Annotated in this window: 1 protein-coding gene; it reads right to left on the reverse strand. The window is 74.8% G+C overall.

The genetic code is table 11. The features are described from left to right. Positions 1-9 precede the first annotated feature (9 nt). Positions 10-20223, reverse strand: a complete 20214-nt coding sequence (locus tag OG494_RS13745) for a type I polyketide synthase (protein ID WP_328455592.1) — start codon at positions 20221-20223, stop codon at positions 10-12. Between the last annotated feature and the right edge of the window lie 11 nt (positions 20224-20234).

The raw sequence follows: 20234 nt of genomic DNA on the forward strand, positions 1-20234 counted from the left end.
CCGCTGCTCTCAGTCCTGTCCGCCCAGCACGAAGCGGACGAGATCGTCCGCATCCATGTCGCCGATATCGCCGTCGTCGCCGGTCTCCGCCGCGGATTCCTCGTCGTAGGTCCGCTCCGACCGGTCGACCGCCTCCACCAGCAGGTCCATCAGGCCCAGCGAGCGGAGCTGGTCGAACGAGACCGCCGCCAGGAATTTCCGGACGCGGGTCTCCTCCTCGGACAGGGGACCGTCGTCGAGGTCGCCGAACAGCTCGCTGTGGAGGTGCCCGGCGATGGCGTTCGCGGTCGGGTAGTCGAACACCAGCGTCGACGGCAGCCGGACGCCGGTCCGTTCGGCCAGCACGTTCCGGACCTCGACGGCGGCGAGCGAGTCGACGCCCATCTCCCGGAACGCCTGCGACGGCTCGATGTCCGACCCGTCGCCGTAACCGAGCAGCTCGGCCGCCACCGACCGCACCAGCGTCAGCAGCGCCTCGCGCCGCTCCGCCGGCTCCAGGTGGGCCAGTTCCTCGTGCAGGGTCGCCTCGGCCACGACGGCGTCGCGTTCGACGATCGTGTCCGCGCCGAGTGCCTGCCGGACCTCCGGCAGCTCGCGCAGCAGCGCGCTTTCGCGGGGCAGGGTGAACGTCAGGGCGAAGCGGTTCCAGTCGAAGTCCGCGGCCAGCACGGAGCCCTGGAAGCCCAGGGCCCGGCCGAACGCCGTCATCGCCTCGGCCGGGGCCAGCGGGACCAGGCCGTGGCGCTGCATGTGGTCGAGCATGTCGCCCTGCATCGCCATCCCGGTCTCGCCCCAGAGCCCCCAGCCGAGCGAGGTGCCGCGCAGCCCGCGGCGCACCCGGTCCTCGGCCAGCGCGTTCAGGTAGGCGTTGGCCGCGGCGTAGGCGCTCTGCTTGCCGCTGCCGAGCATGCCCGCGACCGACGAGTACAGCACGAAGAAGTCGAGCTCCCGGTCCCCGACGAGCTCGTCGAGCAGCCGCGCTCCGGCCACTTTGGACTTGAGGACGGCTTCGACGTCGTCGAGGGTCAGGGCGACGACGTCAGCGCCGCCCTGCGGGACCCCGGCGGAGTGGACGACACCCCGCAGCGGGTGCTCGTCCGGGATCGCGTCGAGCAGCGCGGCGAGCTGGTCGCGCTCGGCGACGTCGCAGGCCACGACGGACGCCTCGGCGCCCCGCCCGGCCAGCTCCTCGACGAGCTCGGCGGCGCCCGGCGCGTCCGGGCCGCGGCGGCTGGTCAGCACCAGCCGCTTGACGCCGGCGTCGGCGAGCCAGCGCGCCGTCTCCGAACCGAGCGCGCCGGTGCCGCCGGTGATCAGGACGGTGCCGGGCCCGGCCAGGGCCGGGGTGATCACCGGGGTCTCGGCCGCGGTGGTGCGGCGCAGCCGCCGGCCGAGGATCCGGCCGGACCGCAGGCACACCTGGTCCTCGCCGTCGATCCCGGTGAGCACCAGCGGCAGGTTCTTCAGGTCGCCTTCACTCGGTTCGGCCGTGAGGTCGACCATGCCGCCCCAAGCCGCGGACAGCTCCAGGGCGACGGTGCGGCCGAAGCCCCAGACGGCGGCCTGTTCGACGGTGTCCGCCGCCGCCGGATGGTCCTCGACGCCCAGCGCCTCGCGCGTCAGGCACCACAGCCGGACGCCGGCCGCGAACCGGTCGGACTCCTTGATGAGCGCCTGGACCAGGACGGCGGTGAGGGTCATCCCGGCCGGGGCCGTCGGCGCGCCCGGCAGCGGTTCCGAACGCAGGGCCAGCAGTGAGACGACGCCGTCGAACTCGCCCGGCAGGGCGTCGATCCGGGCCGCGAGGGCGACCGGGTCGGGTTCGGCGACCGGCAGGACCGTGACGGCACCGGGCAGCGCGCCGAGCACCTGCCCGACCCACGGCTGGTCCTCGGTGCCCTCGGCGACGACGGCCAGCCACCGGCTCGGCGCCGCCGCTTCCGCCGGCACCTTGAGCGGCGTCCAGTCGATCCGGTACCACCAGCGGTCGATCGCGGCGTCGCTGCGCAGCTTCTCCCGCCAGGACGTCAGCGCGGGCAGGACCGAATCGAGCGCCGTCCGGTCGACGTCCAGCACCGAAGCCAGGGTGTCGACGTCGGCGGCGGCGACCGTGCTCCACAGCCGCGCGTCGGCGGCGCTCTCCCCCGCCTCGGGCGCGGCCTTCGGCTGGGCCTCGGGCCAGTAGTTCTTGCGCTGGAAGGCGTACGTCGGCAGCGGGACACCGGCGGTGACGCCGGCGCGCTCGAAGTGGGCGCGCCAGTCGATCGTGACGCCCTGGGCGTGCGCCCCGGCGACCGCGGTCACCATCCGGCGCCAGTCACCTTCGCCGGTGCGCAGGGTCTCCTGGAACACCAGCGGCTCGCCGGTGGGGTCCATGGTCTGCTCCAGCGCCATCTTCAGCACCGGGCTCGGGCTGGGCTCGATGAACGCCGCGGTCCCGTCGGCCACCATCGCGGCGGACGCGTCGCCGAACAGCACGGTCTGGCGGATGTTGCGGTACCAGTACCGGGCGTCCAGCTCGGCGGTGTCCAGCAGCCCACCGGTCACCGACGAGTAGAACCGCACGGTGCTGCTGCGCGGCGTGATCGGCGCCAGCTGTTCCAGCAGGTCGTCCTCGAGCAGTTCCACCTGCGGCGAGTGCGCGGCGAAGTTCACCCCGGCCAGGCGCCAGCGCATCATGCCGGCGGCCGACAGGCGCTTCTCCAACGCGGTCAACGCGCCTTCGTCACCGGAGACGGTGATCAGCTTCGGCCCGTTGACCGCGGCGATCGAGACTTCGTCACCGAGGTCGGCGAGCAGCTCGCGGACGTCGTCGACCGGCGCCACCACCGACAGCATCACACCGGTGCGGGCAAGCTTCTGCCGGATCAAGCGACTGCGCAGGGCAACTACCCGGGCGCCGTCGGACAGGCTCAGGGCACCGGCGACACAGGCCGCGGCGATCTCACCCTGCGAGTGCCCGACCACGGCGGCCGGCTCGACGCCGAACTCACGCCACAGCGCGGCCAGCGACACCATCACCGCCCACAGCGCGGGCTGGACGATGTCGACCTCTTGCAAGGCCTCGTCGTCCTCCAGGACTTCGAGCAGCGACCAGTCGACGAACTCGGACAGCGCCGCGGCGCACTCGGCCATCGTCCCGGCGAAGACCGGGGACGCGGCCAGCAGGTCGCGGGCCATCCCGGCCCACTGCGAGCCCTGGCCCGGGAACACGAACGCCGGGGCGCGGGTGCCGAAGGTGCGGCCGGTCACGACGTCCGGGGCGGCCTCACCGGCGGCGACGGCGGCGAGTGCGGCCGTCAGGCCCGCACGGTCCTCGCCGACCAGGACGGCCCGGTGCGGGAACGCCGACCGGCCGGCCAGCGCGCGGCCGATGGTGGCCGCGCCGGCGTGCTCGGGCAGGTGCGCCAGCAGCCGTTCGGCCTGGCCGCGCAGCGCGGCCGACGTACGGCCCGAGAGCACCCACGGCACGATCGCCGGGGGCGTCTCCGGCGCGGGCACGGGCACCGGCGCGGGGGCGGCTTCGAGCACGGTGTGGGCGTTGGTGCCGCTGATGCCGAAGGACGACACCGCCGCGCGGCGCACCCGCCCGGCGTCCGGCCACGGCCGGGCCTGCGACAGCACCTCGACGCCGCTGTCCTGCCAGTCCACGTGGGACGACGGGGTGGCGGCGTGCAGGGAGCGCGGGAGGACGCCGTGGCGCATGGCGAGGATCATCTTGATGATCCCGGCCACGCCGGCGGCGGCCTGCGTGTGCCCGATGTTGGACTTGACCGAGCCGATCGGCAGCGGGTTCTCGCGGTCGCGGCCGTAGGTCGCGATGAGCGCCTGCGCCTCGATCGGGTCGCCGAGCTTGGTGCCGGTGCCGTGCGCCTCGATCGCGTCGATGTCCGAAGTGGACAGTCCGGCCGCGGCGAGCGCCTGGCGGATGACCCGCTGCTGCGCGGGTCCGTTGGGCGCGGTGAGGCCGTTGGACGCGCCGTCGGAGTTGATCGCCGAGCCGCGGACGACCGCGAGGATCTCGTGGCCGTTACGCCGCGCGTCGGACATCCGCTCCAGCAGCAGCATCCCGACGCCCTCGGCGAAGCCCAGGCCGTCGGCGTCGTCGGAGAACGCCTTGCAGCGGCCGTCGGTGGCGAGGCCGCGCTGGCGGCTGAACCCGACGAACGTGCCCGGCGTGGCCATCACGGTCGCGCCGCCGGCCAGCGCCAGCCCGCACTCGCCGTTGCGCAGCGCCTGCGCGGCCAGGTGCAGGGTGACCAGCGACGACGAGCACGCCGTGTCGACGGTCAGGGTCGGGCCTTCGAAGCCGAAGGTGTAGGCGACCCGGCCGGAGGCGACGCTCGGCGAGCTGCCGTTGCTCTCGTAGCCGTCGGTGTCGGCCAGGTGGTTCAGCGTCAGGCCGTAGTCGTTGTACATCACGCCGACGAACACGCCCGTGCGGCTGCCGCGCAGGGTGGCCGGGTCGATCCCGGCGCCCTCGACGGCCTCCCAGCCGGTCTCCAGCAGCAGCCGCTGCTGGGCGTCGGTGGCCAGCGCCTCGCGCGGGTTCATCCCGAAGAACTCCGGGTCGAACTCGCCCGCGTTGTGCAGGAAGCCGCCTTCGCGGGTGTAGGTCGTGCCGGGGTTGTCGGGGTCCGGGTGGTAGAGCGAGGCGATGTCCCAGCCGCGGTTGGCCGGGAACGCGGTGATCGCGTCCCGCTCCTCGGTCAGCAGCTGCCAGAGGTCTTCGGGCGAGGAAACCCCGCCCGGGAACCGGCAGCTCATGCCGACGATGACGATCGGGTCGCCGGCCACCGCGGCGGGCACGGCGGTTTCGTCGGTCACCGCGCCGGAGCCGAGCAGGGCTTCGAGGAGGTGCCCGCCGAGCGCGGCGATGGTCGGGTAGTCGAACACCGCGGTGGCACTGAGCCGGACGCCGGTCGCGCCGTCGAGCCGGTTGCGCAGCTCGAGGGCGGTCAGGGAGTCGAAGCCGAGCTGCTGGAACGTCTGATCCGCGTCGAGCCCGCCGGTGTCGGCGTGCCCGAGGACCTGGGCGACCTGCGCGGTGATCAGCTCGCGCAGGGCCCGGACGCGCCCGGCCTCGTCGAGCGCGCCGAGGCGGCGGACGAGACCGACCGCGGCCTCACCACCCGCCGCGGCGGCGGACCGGCGCAGCGGGACGCGGATCAGGCCGCGCAGGATCGGCGGGACCTCGCCCATGGCCCGCAGCACGGGCAGGTCGAGGTGGACCGGCGCCAGGTCGGGCACGCCCGCGGCCAGGGCCGCGTCGAACAGCCGCGTGCCCAGCTCGGCCGGGATGGCCGGGGTGCCGGCGCGGGCCATCCGGGCGAGGTCGGCTTCGGTCAGCGCGCTCGTCATGCCGCTGCCGGCGGCCCACGGGCCCCAGGCGAGCGAGGTGGCAGGCAGGCCTTCTGCGTGGCGACGGCGGGCGAGCGCGTCGAGGAACGCGTTCGCCGCGGCGTAGTTCGCCTGGCCCGCGGTGCCGACCGTGCCGGCGACCGAGGAGAAGACCACGAACGACGTCAGGCCGAGGTCCTTGGTCAGCTCGTGCAGGTTCCACGCGCCCTGGGCCTTCGGCCGCAGCACGCGGTCGAAGCGCTCGGCGGTCAGCGAGTCGAGGACGCCGTCGTCGACGACACCCGCGCTGTGCACGACCGCGGTCAGCGGCTGCTCGGCCGGGATGCCGGCGAGCAGCGTGGCGAGGGCGTCGCGGTCGGCGACGTCGCACGCGGCGACGGTCGCTTCGGTGCCGTGCGCGGCGAGTTCGGCGATCAGCGCGGTGACCTCGTCGACGTCGCCGCCGCTGCGGCTGACCAGCAGCAGGCGGCGCATGCCGTGCTCGGAGGCCAGGTGCCGGGCGAACAGAGCGCCCAGTCCCCCGGTGCCGCCGGTGATCAGGACGGTCCCGTCGGGGTCGCCGAAAGCGTCGGCTTCGGCCACGGCGACGCGGGCGAGACGGCCACCGTGCACCTGACCGTTGCGCAGGACGACCTGGGGTTCGTCCGTGGCGAGGGCAGCGGCCAGGCCGGTTGTGTCGTCGGCGAGGTCGACCAGCGTGACGCGGCCCGGGTGCTCGGCCTGGGCCGAGCGCACGAGACCCCAGACGGCCGCCGCGGCGGGGTCGCCGTCGGTGGCCCCGCGGGTGAGGACGACGAGCCGGGTGTCCCGCAGCCGATCTTCGGCCAGCCATTCCTGGAGGAGTTCGAGAGTGCGGGACGTCAGGGCCCGGGCCGACTCGGCCGCGTTGTCGTGCAGCTGGTCCAGAAGCGGAAGGACGACCAGGTTCGGTGCGGCCGCGGCCGCCGCTTCGACGTCGGCGAAGACCGTCTCGATTCCGGCGGTGGTCAGGAGTTCTGTCGTGTCGCCCAGCACACCGGCCGTGGCGAAGCCGGACGGCTCCGCGGCCAGCGGGGTCCAGGTGAGCCGGTACAGGTGTTCCTGGCCCACCGGGCCGGGACGGGACGCGGTCAGCGGGCGCAGCCGCAGCGACGCGGCCTCCGCGACCGGCTGCCCGGCCGGGTCGGCGACGGCGATCGCGACGCCAGCGCCGGACCGGGAGATCCGGACCCGGACGTTCGCCGCGCCGGTCGCGTGCAGCTGGACGCCTTCCCAGGCGAACGGCAGCTCGGCGGCGCCGCTTTCGGTGCCCAGCAGGCCGATCGCGTGCAGGCAGGCGTCGAACAGGGCCGGGTGCAGGCCGAACGCGCCCGCCTCCCCTGCCTCGTCTCTCGGGAGCGCGACGTCGGCGAAGACGTCGTCGCCGAGCTGCCACGCGGCGGTCAGGCCGCGGAACGCTCCGGTGTAGGCCAGACCGGCGTCGGTGAGGCGCTCGTAGTGGCCGTCGAGGCCGACCTCGACGGCGCCGGCGGGCGGCCACTCCCCCGCGTCGAACGCCGTCGCCGGGCGTGCGGGCCCGAACACGCCCGTGGCGTGCTGGATCCACGCCAGGTCGTCGGCGGCCTCCGGTCGCGAGTGGACGGTGAGCGCGCGACGTCCGTCGGCGCCCGGCTCGGCCACGCGCAGCTGCACCTGGACGCCGCCACGCTCGGGCAGGACCAGGGGCGCGGTGAGGGTGAGTTCTTCGAGGCACGGCGTGCCGGCTTCGTCGCCGGCGCGCAGGGCGAGTTCGGCGAAGACCGTGCCGGGCAGCACCACGCTGCCGCCGACGACGTGCCCGGCCAGCCACGGGTGCCCGGACACGGACAGGCGGCTGGTCAGCAGGATCTCGCCCGAACCGGCCGGGCGCACCACGGCGCCGACCATCGGGTGCCCGCCGACGCCGAGGCCCGCGGCCGTGGCGTCACCGCGTGGGGTCGCGCCGCCCTTCGGCCAGAAACGTTCCCGCTGGAACGCGTACGTCGGCAGTGCGGTGCGCCGGCCACCGGCCAGCACCGCGGCCCAGTCGACCCGGACGCCGGTGACGTGCAGGCCACCGAGCCCGGCGAGCGCGGCTCGCGGTTCCGGGGTTTCCTTGCGCAGCAACGGGACCGTGACGGTGTCGGACGGGAGGGTCCCGGCGGTCATCGCCGACAGGACGCCGTCCGGGCCGAACTCGGCGAAGACGCGGACGCCGCGCCCGTGCAGGGCCGTGACGCCGTCGGCGAAGCGGACCGTGCGGCGGACGTTGTCGACCCAGTGGTCCGGGCCGACGGCGTCCAGCAGCTCGCCGGTCACCGTCGACATCAGCGGGATCTGCGGCGACGCGTAGGTCAGCGACTCGGCCACCGCGCGGAACTCGTCGAGCATCGGGTCCATCAGCGGCGAGTGGAACGCGTGACTCACCTTCAGCCGCGTCGTCTTCTCGAACTGCGCGGCGACGGCCAGCACGGCGTCCTCGACGCCCGCGAGCACGACGGCTTCGGGGCCGTTGACCGCCGCGATGGCGACGTCCTCGCCCAAGAGCGGGCGCACTTCTTCTTCGGTAGCCCGCACGGACACCATCGCGCCGCCGGCCGGCAGCGCGCCCATCAGCGAAGCGCGGGCACCGACCAGCGTGCAGGCGTCGGCCAGGGACAGCACACCCGCGACGTGCGCGGCCGCGATCTCCCCCACCGAATGCCCGAGCACGTAGTCCGGCCGTACACCCCACGACTCGAAGAGCCGGTAGAGCGCCACTTCGAGCGCGAACAACGCGGGCTGCGCGGAGGCGGTGCCGGCCAGTGCGCGGGAGTCCTCGCCCCAGACGATGCCGGCCCAGTCGCCGGGCAGCAGTTCGACGACCGCGTCCCAGGCCTGGGCGAACGCGGGGTAGCGGGCGTAGAGCCGGCGGCCCATGCCGAGGCGCTGGGCGCCCTGCCCGGCGAACAGGGCGGCGAGCTTCGCCGTCTCGTCCGCCTGGCCGGTGACGACGGCCGGGTGCGGCTCCCCCGCGGCCAGAGCTTCGAGCGCGGCAGTGAGTTCGCCGCGGTGCTCGGACAGCACCACCGCGCGCTGGTCGAACGCGGTCCGGCCGGTCGCGAGGCTGTAGCCCGCGTCGACGCGGTTCACGTCGGCGACGTGCTCGGCGAGCCGGGCGGCCTGCGCCCGCAGCGCGGGTTCGGTGAACGCGGACAGCGGCCACGGCACGACCCCGGCGTCCGGCGGCGCGTCCGGCAGGTTCGTGTCCGGGGCCTGCTCGATGATCGTGTGGGCGTTGGTGCCGCTGATGCCGAACGACGACACCGCCGCGCGGCGCGCCCGGCCGGTCTCCGGCCAGGGGCGGTTCCCGGTGACGACCTCGACGTCGCCGGCGGCCCAGTCGACGTGCGTGGACACCTCGCCGGCGTGCAGGCTCGGCGGGACGACGCCGTGCCGCAGCGCCTCGACCATCTTGATGATCCCGGCGACGCCGGCGGCGGCCTGGGTGTGGCCGATGTTGGACTTGACGGATCCCAGCAGCAGCGGGGTTTCCCGGTCGCGGCCGTAGGTCGCGAGCAGCGCCTGGGCCTCGATCGGGTCGCCCAGCGTGGTGCCGGTGCCGTGGCCTTCGACGACGTCGACGTCCGAAGTGGACAGTCCGGACGCCGCGAGGGCCTGGCGGATCACGCGTTGCTGCGACGGGCCGTTCGGGGCGGTGAGGCCGTTGGACGCGCCGTCGGAGTTGACCGCCGAACCCTTCACCACGGCGAGCACGGGGTGGCCGTTGCGGCGCGCGTCGGACAGGCGCTCCAGCAGCAGCATGCCGGCGCCCTCGGACCAGCCGACGCCGTCGGCGTCGTCCGAGAAGGACTTGCAGCGGCCGTCGGCGGAGAGGCCGCGCTGGCGGGAGAAGCCGACGAACGTGCCCGGGGTGGACATCACGGTGACGCCGCCGGCGAGGGCGAGCGTGCACTCGCCGGAACGCAGCGCCTGCGCCGCCCAGTGCAGCGCGACCAGCGACGAGGAGCACGCCGTGTCCACGGTGACGGCGGGACCTTCGAGGCCCAGCACGTACGAGACGCGGCCGGAGGCGACGCTGCCCGCGCTGCCGTTGCCCTGGTAGGCCTCGAGGTCGCCGCCGGAGACGAGGCTGTTGTAGTCGTTGTACATCACGCCGGCGAACACGCCGGTCCGGCTGCCGCGCAGGACGCGCGGGTCGATGCCGGCCCGCTCGATCGCCTCCCACGAAACCTCCAGCAGCAGCCGCTGCTGGGTGTCGGTGGCGACGGCTTCGCGCGGGCTCATCCCGAAGAACGCGGCGTCGAACTCGGCGGCGTCGTGCAGGAACCCGCCGTGGCGCGTGTAGGACGTGCCGGGGTGGTCCGGGTCGGGGTCGTAGAGGGAGTCGACGTCCCAGCCGCGGTCGGACGGGAACTCCGTGATGGCGTCGGTACCGCCGGTGACCAGCTCCCACAGCTGCTCGGGCGTGGTGACGCCACCCGGGTAGCGGCAGCTCATCGCGACGATCGCGATCGGCTCGTCGAGCGTGGCCGCCACGGCGGGTGTGGCGTCCTGGTGGTCGTCGTCCGCGCCGGCCAGCTGGCCGGTCAGGTGCCGGGCCAGCGCGGTCATCGTCGGGTAGTCGAAGACGGTCGTGGCCGGCAGCGCGACGCCGGACGCGGCGGTCAGCTTGTTGCGCAGGTCGACGGCGGTCAGGGAGTCGAACCCGAGCTCCTGGAACGTCTTCGCGGCCGGGATCGCGGCGGCGTCGGCGTGCCCGAGCACCAGGGCGACCTGGCCGCGCACGAGGTCGAGCACGGCCTCGGCCCGCTCGTGTTCGCTCAGCCCGGCCAGGCGGCGCACCAGGCCCGCGGCGGCCGGTCCGCCGCCGGCGAGACGGCGCCCGGAGACCCGCACCAGGCCGCGCAGCAGCGGCGGGATCTCCGGCTGGGTCCGGATCACCGGCAGGTCGAGGCGCACCGGCAGCAGCACGGCGCGGTCGGTGCTCAGCGCGCGGTCGAACAGCCGGATGCTCTGCTCCGGCTGCAGCACCGGCATGCCGAGCCGGGCCATCCGCTCGATGTCGGCGTCGCTCAGGGCCCGGGTCATCCCGGTCGCGGCGGCCCACGGGCCCCAGCCCAGCGACTGCGCCGGACGTCCTTCGCCGGTGCGGCGCAGGGCGAGCGCGTCCAGGAACGCGTTGGCGGCGGCGTAGTTGGCCTGCCCGGCGCCACCGAAGGTGCCGGCGACCGACGAGAAGGAGACGAACGCGGCGAGGTCGAGGTCGCGGGTCAGCTCGTGCAGGTTCCAGGCCGCGTCCACCTTGGGGCGCAGCACGGTCGCGAGCCGCTCGGGGGTCAGCGACCCGAGGACGCCGTCGTCGAGCACCCCGGCGGTCTGCACGACGGCGGTCAGCGGGTGCTCGGCCGGGATCCCTTCCAGGAGGGCTCGCAGCGCGTCGCGGTCGGCGATGTCGCAGGACCGCACCTCGACGTCGGCGCCGGCCTCGGTGAGGTCGGCGACCAGTTCGGGAGCGCCGTCGGCGGCCAGGCCACGGCGGCTGACGAGCAGCAAGTGCCGGGCGCCGCGCTCGGTGACCAGGTGGCGGGCCAGCAGCCCGCCGAGACCACCGGTGCCACCGGTGATCAGAACGGTGCCGTCGGGGTCCCCCAAGCCGTTAAGTTCGTGTGAGGCCGTCGCACTTTCATAGGGAAAGCTCGGCTCCGCGCGGGTGAGGCGGGCCGCGCGCAGGTCGCCGTCGACCAGCGTGACCTGCGGTTCGCCTGCGCCGAGGGCCGAGGGCAGCGCGGCCAGGGACTCGGCCGTGCCGTCGAGGTCGACGAGCACGATCCGGCCCGGGTGCTCGACCTGGGCGGTGCGGGCGAGGCCCCAGACGGCGGCCGCGGGCAGGTCGGCCCCGGTCGTCGCGCCGCGGGTGACGAGCACCAGCCGCGCCGCGGTGAACCGCTCGTCGGCCAGCCAGTCCTGCAGCAGGGCCAGGACGTGCGTGGTCAGTTCGTGCGTTTCCTGGACGACCTCAGCATTCTCGTCGCCGGCGACCGGATACACGACGAACGGCGGGACGTCGCCGTCGAACGCGAGCAGACCGGAGACGCGCGCCGCGTCCGGGAAGACCCCGGCGACGCCGAGCTGGTCGACACCCGCGACGGCGACCGCGCCGGTCTCGGGAGCGCCCGGGGTGAACGGGATCCAGTCGAGCTGGAACAGGGAGTCCCGGTCGGCGGTGTTGTCGACCGCGCCGGACGGCAGCGGCCGCAGCACCAGCGAGCGCACGGACGCGACGGGGGTCCCGTCGAAGTCGGTGACCTGCAAGGCAACCGCGTCATCCCCGGCGGGCGAGACCCGCACGAGCACCGAGGTCGCGCCGGCCGCGTGCACGGAGACGCCTTCCCACGCGAACGGCAGCGAACCGGGCCGGACGGCGGTGCTGAACGACGTCGCGTGCAGGCAGGCGTCGAGCAGCGCGGGGTGCAGCCCGAACGACGCCGCGTCGGCGTGCTCGTCCTCGGGTAGCCGGACTTCGGCGTAGACGTCTTCGCCGTGCCGCCACGCGGCGGTCAGGCCGCGGAAGGCCGGGCCGTACTCGAAGCCCTGGTCGGCGAAGCCGTCGTACAGCGCGGTCAGGTCCACTTCGTCCGCGTTGCCGGGGCGGCCGACCGGTTCCGGCGCGGGTTCGGCGGTGCCCAGCAGGGTGCCGCTCGCGTGCCGGGTCCACGGCTGGTCGATGGCGTCTTCGCGGCGCGAGTAGACGGTGACCGGCCGGTCGCCCGCCTCGTCGGGCGGGCCGACGGCGACCTGGACGTGGGTGCCGGTCTCGTCGGCCAGCACCAGCGGTGCTTCCAGGGTCAGCTCGCCGACGCCCGGGCAGCCGAGCTGGTCGCCCGCGCAGACCGCGAGTTCGAGCAGCGCGGTGCCGGGCAGCAGGACGGAACCGGCGATGCGGTGCCCGGCCAGCCACGGGTGGGTGGCGAGCGAAACCCGGGCGGTGAACAGGAAGCCGCCCGACTCGGGCAGCTCGATGCCGCCGCCGAGCAGCGGGTGGGCGACGGCGCCGAGGCCGATCGCGCCGACGTCGCCGGGCAGCACGGCCATCCGCGGCCAGAAGCGTTCGTGCTGGAAGGCGTAGGTGGGCAGGGCGAGCTGGTGGCCGCCGACGAAGTAGGCGTCCCAGTCGACGTCGACGCCGTGCCGGTGGAGCGCGCTGAGCGCGTCGACGACCGTCTCGATGTCCTCGCGGTCGCGGCGCAGGGCCGGGACCGCGACGGCTTCGGCAGGCAGGACGGCAGCGGCCATGGCGCTGAGCACGCCGGCCGGGCCGACCTCGAGGAACGCCGTGACGCCGTCGGCGACCAGGGCCGCGACGCCGTCGGCGAACCGGACGGCCTCGCGGACGTGACGCACCCAGTAGTCGGCGGTGCCCAGCTCGTCGCCGGCGATCGCGCCGGTCAGGTTCGACACCACCGGCACCTCGGCCGGGGCGTACTCGATCGTCTCCGCGATCGCGCGGAAGTCGTCGAGCATCGGGTCCATCAGCGGCGAGTGGAACGCGTGGCTGACCTTGAGCCGGCTGGTCCGGTGGCCGGCCTCGACGAAGGTCGCGGTGATCTCCGTGACGGCGTCCTCGTCGCCCGACAGGACGACCGACTCCGGCCCGTTGACCGCGGCGATCGACACTCCGGCGCGGCCTTCGATCGCCCCGGCGACCGCCTCTTCGGTCGCGTTGATCGCGACCATCGCACCGGTCGCGGGCAGCGCGGCCATCAAACGGCCGCGCGCCGCCACCAGGCGGGACGCGTCGGCGAGGGAGAAGACCCCGGCGACGTGCGCGGCGGCCAGCTCGCCGATCGAGTGGCCGAGCAGCAGGTCCGGCGTGACGCCCCAGGAACGCAGCAGGCGGTACAGCGCGACCTCGATCGCGAACAGCGCGGGTTGCGCGACGTCCGTCGGTTCGAGCGACGCGTCGGCGTCGAACATGCGCTCCCGCAAGGAGAACCCGAGTTCCGGGTCGAGGTGCGCGCAGACGTCGTCGAGGGCGGCGGCGAACGCCGGGAACCGCTCGTACAGCTCACGCCCGGCCCCGGCGCGCTGCGCGCCCTGGCCGGTGAACAGGAACGCGGTCCGCGCGCCCGGGGTGGCCGGAAGTGGCACGTCCTCCCCCGCCGCGAGGGCGGTGAGCGCGGCGACCGGGTCGCCGGTGAGCACCGCGCGGTACTCGAACGCGGTGCGGGTGGTGGCCAGTGACCACGCGACGTCCCGGGCGTCGGCGTCGCCGACCGCGGTCAGGAGCCGTTCGGCTTGGGCGCGCAGGGCTTCCGGGGTCCGGGCGGCCAGCAGCCACGGCGCGGGCCGGTCGTCCCGGGTCACCACGGGTGCCGGTTCGGCGGCCGGGGCCTGCTCCAGCACGACGTGGGCGTTGGTGCCGCTGATGCCGAACGACGACACGGCGGCCCGCCGTGGGCGGCCGGTTTCCGGCCACGGCCGGGTGTCGGTCACGAGCTGGATGTCGCCGGCGGTCCAGTCCACGTGGGACGACGGCGCGTCGATGTGCAGGCTCTTCGGGACGATCCCGGCGCGCATGGCGAGCACGGACTTGATCACGCCCGCGACGCCGGCGGCGGCCTGGGTGTGGCCGAGGTTCGACTTGACCGAGCCGAGCAGCAGCGGCTGGAACTCGTCGCGTTCCTGGCCGTAGGTGGCCAGCAGCGCCTGCGCTTCGATCGGGTCGCCGAGGGTGGTGCCGGTGCCGTGGCCTTCGACGACGTCCACTTCGGACGGTGTCAGCCCGGCGGCGCCGAGCGCCTGGCGGATGACCCGCTGCTGCGACGGGCCGTTCGGGGCGGTGAGGCCGTTGGACGCGCCGTCGGAGTTGACCGCGGAGCCGCGGACCACGGCGAGCACGGGGTGACCGTTGCGGCGTGCGTCGGACAGCCGCTCCAGCACGAGGACGCCGACGCCCTCGGACCAGCCGACGCCGTCGGCACTGTCCGCGTAGGACTTGCAGCGGCCGTCGGCGGCGAGGCCGCGCTGGCGGCTGAAGTCGATGAACGTGCCGGGCGTGGCCATCACGGTGACGCCGCCGGCCAGGGCCAGCTCGCACTCGCCGCGTTGCAGGGCGGTCGCCGCCATGTGCAGCGCGACCAGCGAAGACGAGCACGCGGTGTCGACGGTGACCGACGGGCCTTCCAGCCCGAAGACGTAGGAGATGCGGCCGGACAGCACGCTGCCCGCGTTGCCGGTGCCGAGGTAACCGAGCGAGTCGGCCGGGAACTCGACGTTCGCGCCGAGGTAGTCGTGGTACATGATCCCGGCGTAGACGCCCGTGCGGCTGCCGCGCAGGGTGCCCGGCCGGATCCCGGCGCGTTCCAGGGCCTCCCACGACGTCTCCAGCAGCTGGCGCTGCTGCGGGTCCATCGCGAGGGCTTCACGCGGCGAGATGCCGAAGAAGCCGGGGTCGAAGCCCGCGACGTCGTCGAGGAAGCCGCCGTCGCGGGTGTAGCTGGTGCCCGCGTGGTCGGGGTCGGGGTGGTAGATGGCGTCGACGGGCCAGCCGCGGTCGCCGGGGAAGCGCGAGATGCCGTCGCCGTCGCCGACGACGAAGTCCCACAGCTCGTCCGGGGACGTGATGCCGCCCGGGTAGCGGCAGCCCATCGAGACGATGACGACGGGGTCGGACTCGACGGCGGCCGCGGTACGCACCGGTGCCCGGTCGACGGCATCCAGGGAGCCGAGCGAGCCGACGAGTTCGTCGTGCAGGTGGCGGGCCAGGGCGAGGACGGTCGGGTAGTCGAAGACGAGTGTCGCGGGTAGCCGCAGGCCGGTCTCGGCCTGCACGGCGTTGCGCAGCTCGACCGCCGACAGCGAGTCGAAACCGAGGTCGGCGAACGACTGGGCGGGCTCGACCTGGCTGATCGAGCTGTACCCGAGCAGGCCGACGACGTGCGTGCGCACCAGGTCGACGAGCGCGCGCTGCCGGTCGGCCGGGGCCAGTGCGGCGAGCCGGGCGGTGAGGCCCGAGTCGGCCTTCGGGCGGCGTCGCGCCGAGCCGCGGACCAGGCGTCGCAGCAGCGGCGGGACCTCGGGCGCGGCCGAGAGCGTGTCGAGGTCGAGGCGGACCGGGGCGAGCAGGGCGTCGTCGGCGCCGAGCGCGGCGTCGAACAGGCTCAGCGCCTGGTCGAGGGCGAGCGGGGGCGTGCCGGCGCGGGTCATCCGCTCGATGTCGGCGTCCGCGAGGGTGCCGGCCATGCCGAGATTGCCGCCCTCGGACTCCCAGGGCGCCCACGCGCCCCAGGCCAGCGAGACGGCCGGAAGTCCTTGTGTGCGGCGGTGGTCGGCGAGGGCGTCGAGGAAGGCGTTGGCGGCGGCGTAGTTGCCCTGCCCGGCCGCGCCGAAGACCCCGGCGACGGACGAGAAGAGCACGAACGCCGTGACGCCGGGGCGGTCGGCGGTCAGTTCGTGGAGGTGCCAGGCGGCGTCGACCTTGGGCCGCAGGACGGCGTCGACCTGCTCGCCGGTGAGCGACGGGAAGGTCGCGTCGGCGAGGACACCCGCGGTGTGCACGACGGCGGTGATCTCGTGGTCGGCGAAGACCGAGGTCAGAGCGTCGCGGTCGGCGACGTCGCAGGCGAGCGCCGTGGCGTCGGCGCCCAGCTCGGCGAGGTCGGCGCAGAGGCGGTCGGCGCCCGGGGTGTCCGGGCCGCGGCGGCCGAGCAGCAGCAGCCGGCGGACGCCGTGTTCGGTGACGAGGTGCCGGGCGACCTGGCCGCCGAGCCCGCCGAGGCCACCGGTGACGAGCACCGTCGACGTCTCGTCGAACACCGGCGTCGCATCGGCGGTGACGGCGGCCCGCGCGAGCCGGGGCACGCACAGCTTTCCTTCGCGGATGGCGATCTTGGGCTCGCCCAGCGCAACGGCCGCGCTCAGCAGCTCCGCGGACGCGGGGTCGTCGTCCAGCTCGACCAGGGTGATCCGGTCCGGCTGCTCGGCCTGGGCCGAGCCCAGCAGACCCCACAGCGGTGCCGTGACGAGGTCGCCGTGGGTCACGACGACCAGCCGGGAGCGGGCGAACCGCTCGTCGGCCAGCCAGTCCTGGACGGTGCTCAGGGCCGTGTGGACGGCTTCCCGGACCGCACTGGGAGTTTCGCCGTCCGGGACGACCGGGGTGTAGCGGACGTGCGCCGGGATCTCCGGGCCGAAGTCGGCGCCGAGCGCGGGCCAGTCCGCGACGGCGGGGGCCGCACCGGCCGGGACCGGGACCCACTCGACCGTGAAGAGCGATTCGTGGCGTGCCTTGCGTCCGGTGTTCGTGGAAACCGGGCGCAGGGCAAGGGAATCCACCGTCGCCACGGGCTCGCCGGCGGCGTCGGAGACGTTCAGGGAGACCGAAACCGGGTTGGTCGCGTCGATCCGGACGCGCAGCGCGGACGCGCCGGCGGCGTGCAGGGTGACGCCGGACCACGCGAAGGGCAGCAGGCGGTCCGCGTCCTCGGCCCGGCCCGCCGCGCCGAGCGCGTGCAGGGCGGCGTCGAGCAGCGCGGGGTGCAGGCCGTAGGAGTCGGCGGCGGTCGCCTGACGCGGACGCGAGACTTCGGCGAACACCTCGTCGCCGCGGCGCCACACGCGCTCCAGGCCCTGGAACGCCGGCCCGTAGCCGAACCCGACGGAGGCGAGGCCGTCGTAGAAGCCGGTGATGTCGATCTCGTCGGCGCCGGCGGGCGGCCAGGCCTCCGCGGCCGGGACCGTGACCGGCTCCCCCGGAGCCAGGACGCCGCTGGCGTGGCGCTCCCAGGCCGTGTCCTCGGGTTCGTCGTCGAGTCGCGAGTGGACGGTGATCGGGCGGCGGCCGGCGTGGTCGGCCGCGCCGACGATCAGCTGCAGCCGCACCCCGCCACGCTCCGGCACGACCAGCGGCGCTTCGAGGGTCAGTTCGGCGACCTGCGGGCAGCCGACGCTGTCGCCGGCGCGCACGGCCAGCTCCAGGAACGCCGTGCCCGGCAACAGGATCGAGCCCATGATGACGTGGTCGGCGAGCCACGGCGTGGCCGCCGCGGTGAGCCGGCCGGTGAACAGGTACCCCTCGCCGTCGGCCAGGCCGATCGCGGTGCCGAGCAGCGGGTGCCCGGCCGCGGTGAGGCCGAGACCGGCCGGGTCGGTGGCCGCCGCGCCCGGCGGCGTCGCCTCGGGCCAGTAACGCTCGTGCTGGAACGCGTAGGTCGGCAGGTCCATCCGCTCGGCGCCGGTGCCGGCGTAGAACCCGGCCCAGTCCACGGGAACCCCGGCGACGTGCAGCGCCGCGACCGCCGTGGCGACGGTCTGCTCCTCCGGCCGGCCGGACCGCAGCAGCGGGACGCAGCGGACGTCGTCGCTCACGGTCTGCTGGGCCATCGCGCTGAGCACGCCGTCCGGCCCGAGTTCGACGAACCGGGTGACGTCGCGTTCGGCCAGCCACCGGACACCGTCGCCGAAGCGGACGGCTTCGCGGACGTGCGAAACCCAGTACGCCGGGTCCTGCAGCTCACCCGGCGTCGCGACGCGGCCCGTGCGGTTCGAGACGACCGGGATGCGCGCCTCGCCGTAGGTGATCCCCCGAGCTACCGCGGCGAACTCGCCGAGCATCGGCTCCATCAGTGGCGAGTGGAAGGCGTGGCTGACGCGCAGCCGCTTGGTCCGGCGGCCGCGCGCGGTCAGCTCGGCGGCGAGCTCGTCGATCGCCGTCTCATCACCGGAGAGCACGACGGAGTCCGGGCCGTTGATGGCCGCCAGCGAGACCGAGGCTTCACGACCGGCGAGCAGTTCGAGGGCTTCGGCCTCGGGGATCTCGGCGGCGAGCATCGCGCCGCCGGCGGGCAGCGCCTGCATGAGCCGGCCGCGGGCCGAGACGAGCGCACCGGCGTCCTCGAGGGAGAACACGCCGGCGACGTGCGCGGCGGCGATCTCGCCGACGGAGTGGCCGAGCAGGTAGTCCGGGCGCAGGCCCCACGACTCGGCGAGCCGGAACAACGCGACTTCCAGCGCGAACAGGGCGGCCTGCGCGTACTGGGTGTCGTCGAGGTTTCCGGCGCCGCGGACGACGTCGGTGAGTGCCGGGTCGAGGTGCGCGCACGCGGCGTCCCAGGCCTCGGCGAACACCGGGAACGCCTGGTACAGCTCGGTTCCCATGCCTACGCGCTGGGCGCCTTGGCCGGTGAACAGGAACGCGACGGCGCCTGCGGCGGCGACACCGGTGGTGCCGTTCCCGGCGGCGAGGGCGGCCAGACCTTGGCGGAGGTCGTCGAGCCCGGCGCCGGTGACGACCGCGCGGTGCGGCAGCGCGGCCCGGGTGGTGCCGAGCGAGTACGCCAGGTCCAGTGGCGCGACCTCTCCATCCACAAAGGACAGCAGACGCGCGGCCTGGGCGCGCAGCCCGGCCGCGTTCTTGCCCGCCAGGGGCCAGTTCAGCACGCCCGGGACGCGGACGTCCGGCGAGGACTCCCGCTCGGGGATCGCCGGGGCCTGCTCCAGGATGATGTGGGCGTTCGTGCCGCTGAGGCCGAACGACGAGACGCCCGCCCGGCGCGGGCGGCCGGTCTCCGGCCACGCGCGGGTGCCGGTGACCAGGGCCAGACCGCTGGAGTCCCAGTCGAGGGCCGGGGTCGGCGCGTCGACGCCGAGGGTCTCGGGCAGCACGCCGTGCTGCAGGGCGAGCACCATCTTCAGCACGCCGGCGACGCCGGCGGCGGCCTGGGTGTGACCCAGGTTCGACTTCACCGAACCGAGCCACAGCGGCTCGCCGGTGCGGTCGCGCCCGTAGGTCGCGGCCAGGGCGCGGGCCTCGATCGGGTCGCCGAGGGTGGTGCCGGTGCCGTGGGCCTCGACGGCGTCGACGTCGGCCGGGGTGAGCCCGGCGCCGGCGAGCGCCGCCCGGATCACGCGTTCCTGCGCCGGGCCGCTCGGGGCGGTGAGGCCGTTGGACGCGCCGTCCTGGTTGACCGCGCTCCCCCGCATGACGGCGAGGATGCGGTGGCCGTTGCGTTCGGCGTCGGACAGCCGTTCCAGGACGAGGACGCCGGCGCCCTCACCCCAGCCGGTGCCCTCGGCGCCGGCGGCGAACGAGCGGCAGCGGCCGTCGGGTGCGAGGCCGCGCTGGCGGCTGAAGGCGATGAACAACGTCGGGGTGGCCATGATCGTCGCGCCGCCGGCCAGGGCCAGCGAGCAGTCGCCGCGGCGCAGCGCGTGCGCGGCCAGGTGCATCGCGACCAGCGACGCCGAGCACGCGGTGTCGACGGTGATCGCGGGGCCTTCCAGGCCGAGCGCGTAGGCGACGCGCCCGGACAGCACGCTGGAGGCGTTCGCCGTGGACAGGTAGTCCTCGGCGCCTTCGGCCGCGCTGGCCGCGAGGTGGATGTAGTCCTGGAAGTTCGTGCCGGTGAACACGCCGGTCGACGAGCCGCGCAGCGCGGCCGGGTCGATCCCGGCGCGCTCGATCGCCTCCCAGGAGATCTCCAGCATCAGCCGCTGCTGCGGGTCCATGACCAGCGCTTCGCGCGGCGAGATGCCGAAGAACGCAGGGTCGAAGTCCCCCGCGTCGTGCAGGAACCCGCCGTGGCGCACATACGACGTGCCGCGCGTGGTGCCGTCGGCGTCGTGCAGCCGGTCGACGTCCCAGCCGCGGTCGTCCGGGAACTCGGTGATCGCGTCGCGGCCCCCGGACAGCAGCTCCCACAGGGCCTCGGGACTCGAAGCCCCGCCTGGGAAGCGGCAGCCCAGGCCGACGATCGCGATCGGCTCCTGGTCCGCCGTCTCGGCTTCGCGCAGCTTTTCGCGGGTCTCCTGCAGCTCCACGGTGACGCGCTTGAGGAAGTGCCGAAGCTTCTCTTCGTTGTCCATGAACCCTCGCC

Source organism: Amycolatopsis sp. NBC_00438 (assembly GCF_036026695.1).
Classification (GTDB): Bacteria; Actinomycetota; Actinomycetes; order Mycobacteriales; family Pseudonocardiaceae; genus Amycolatopsis.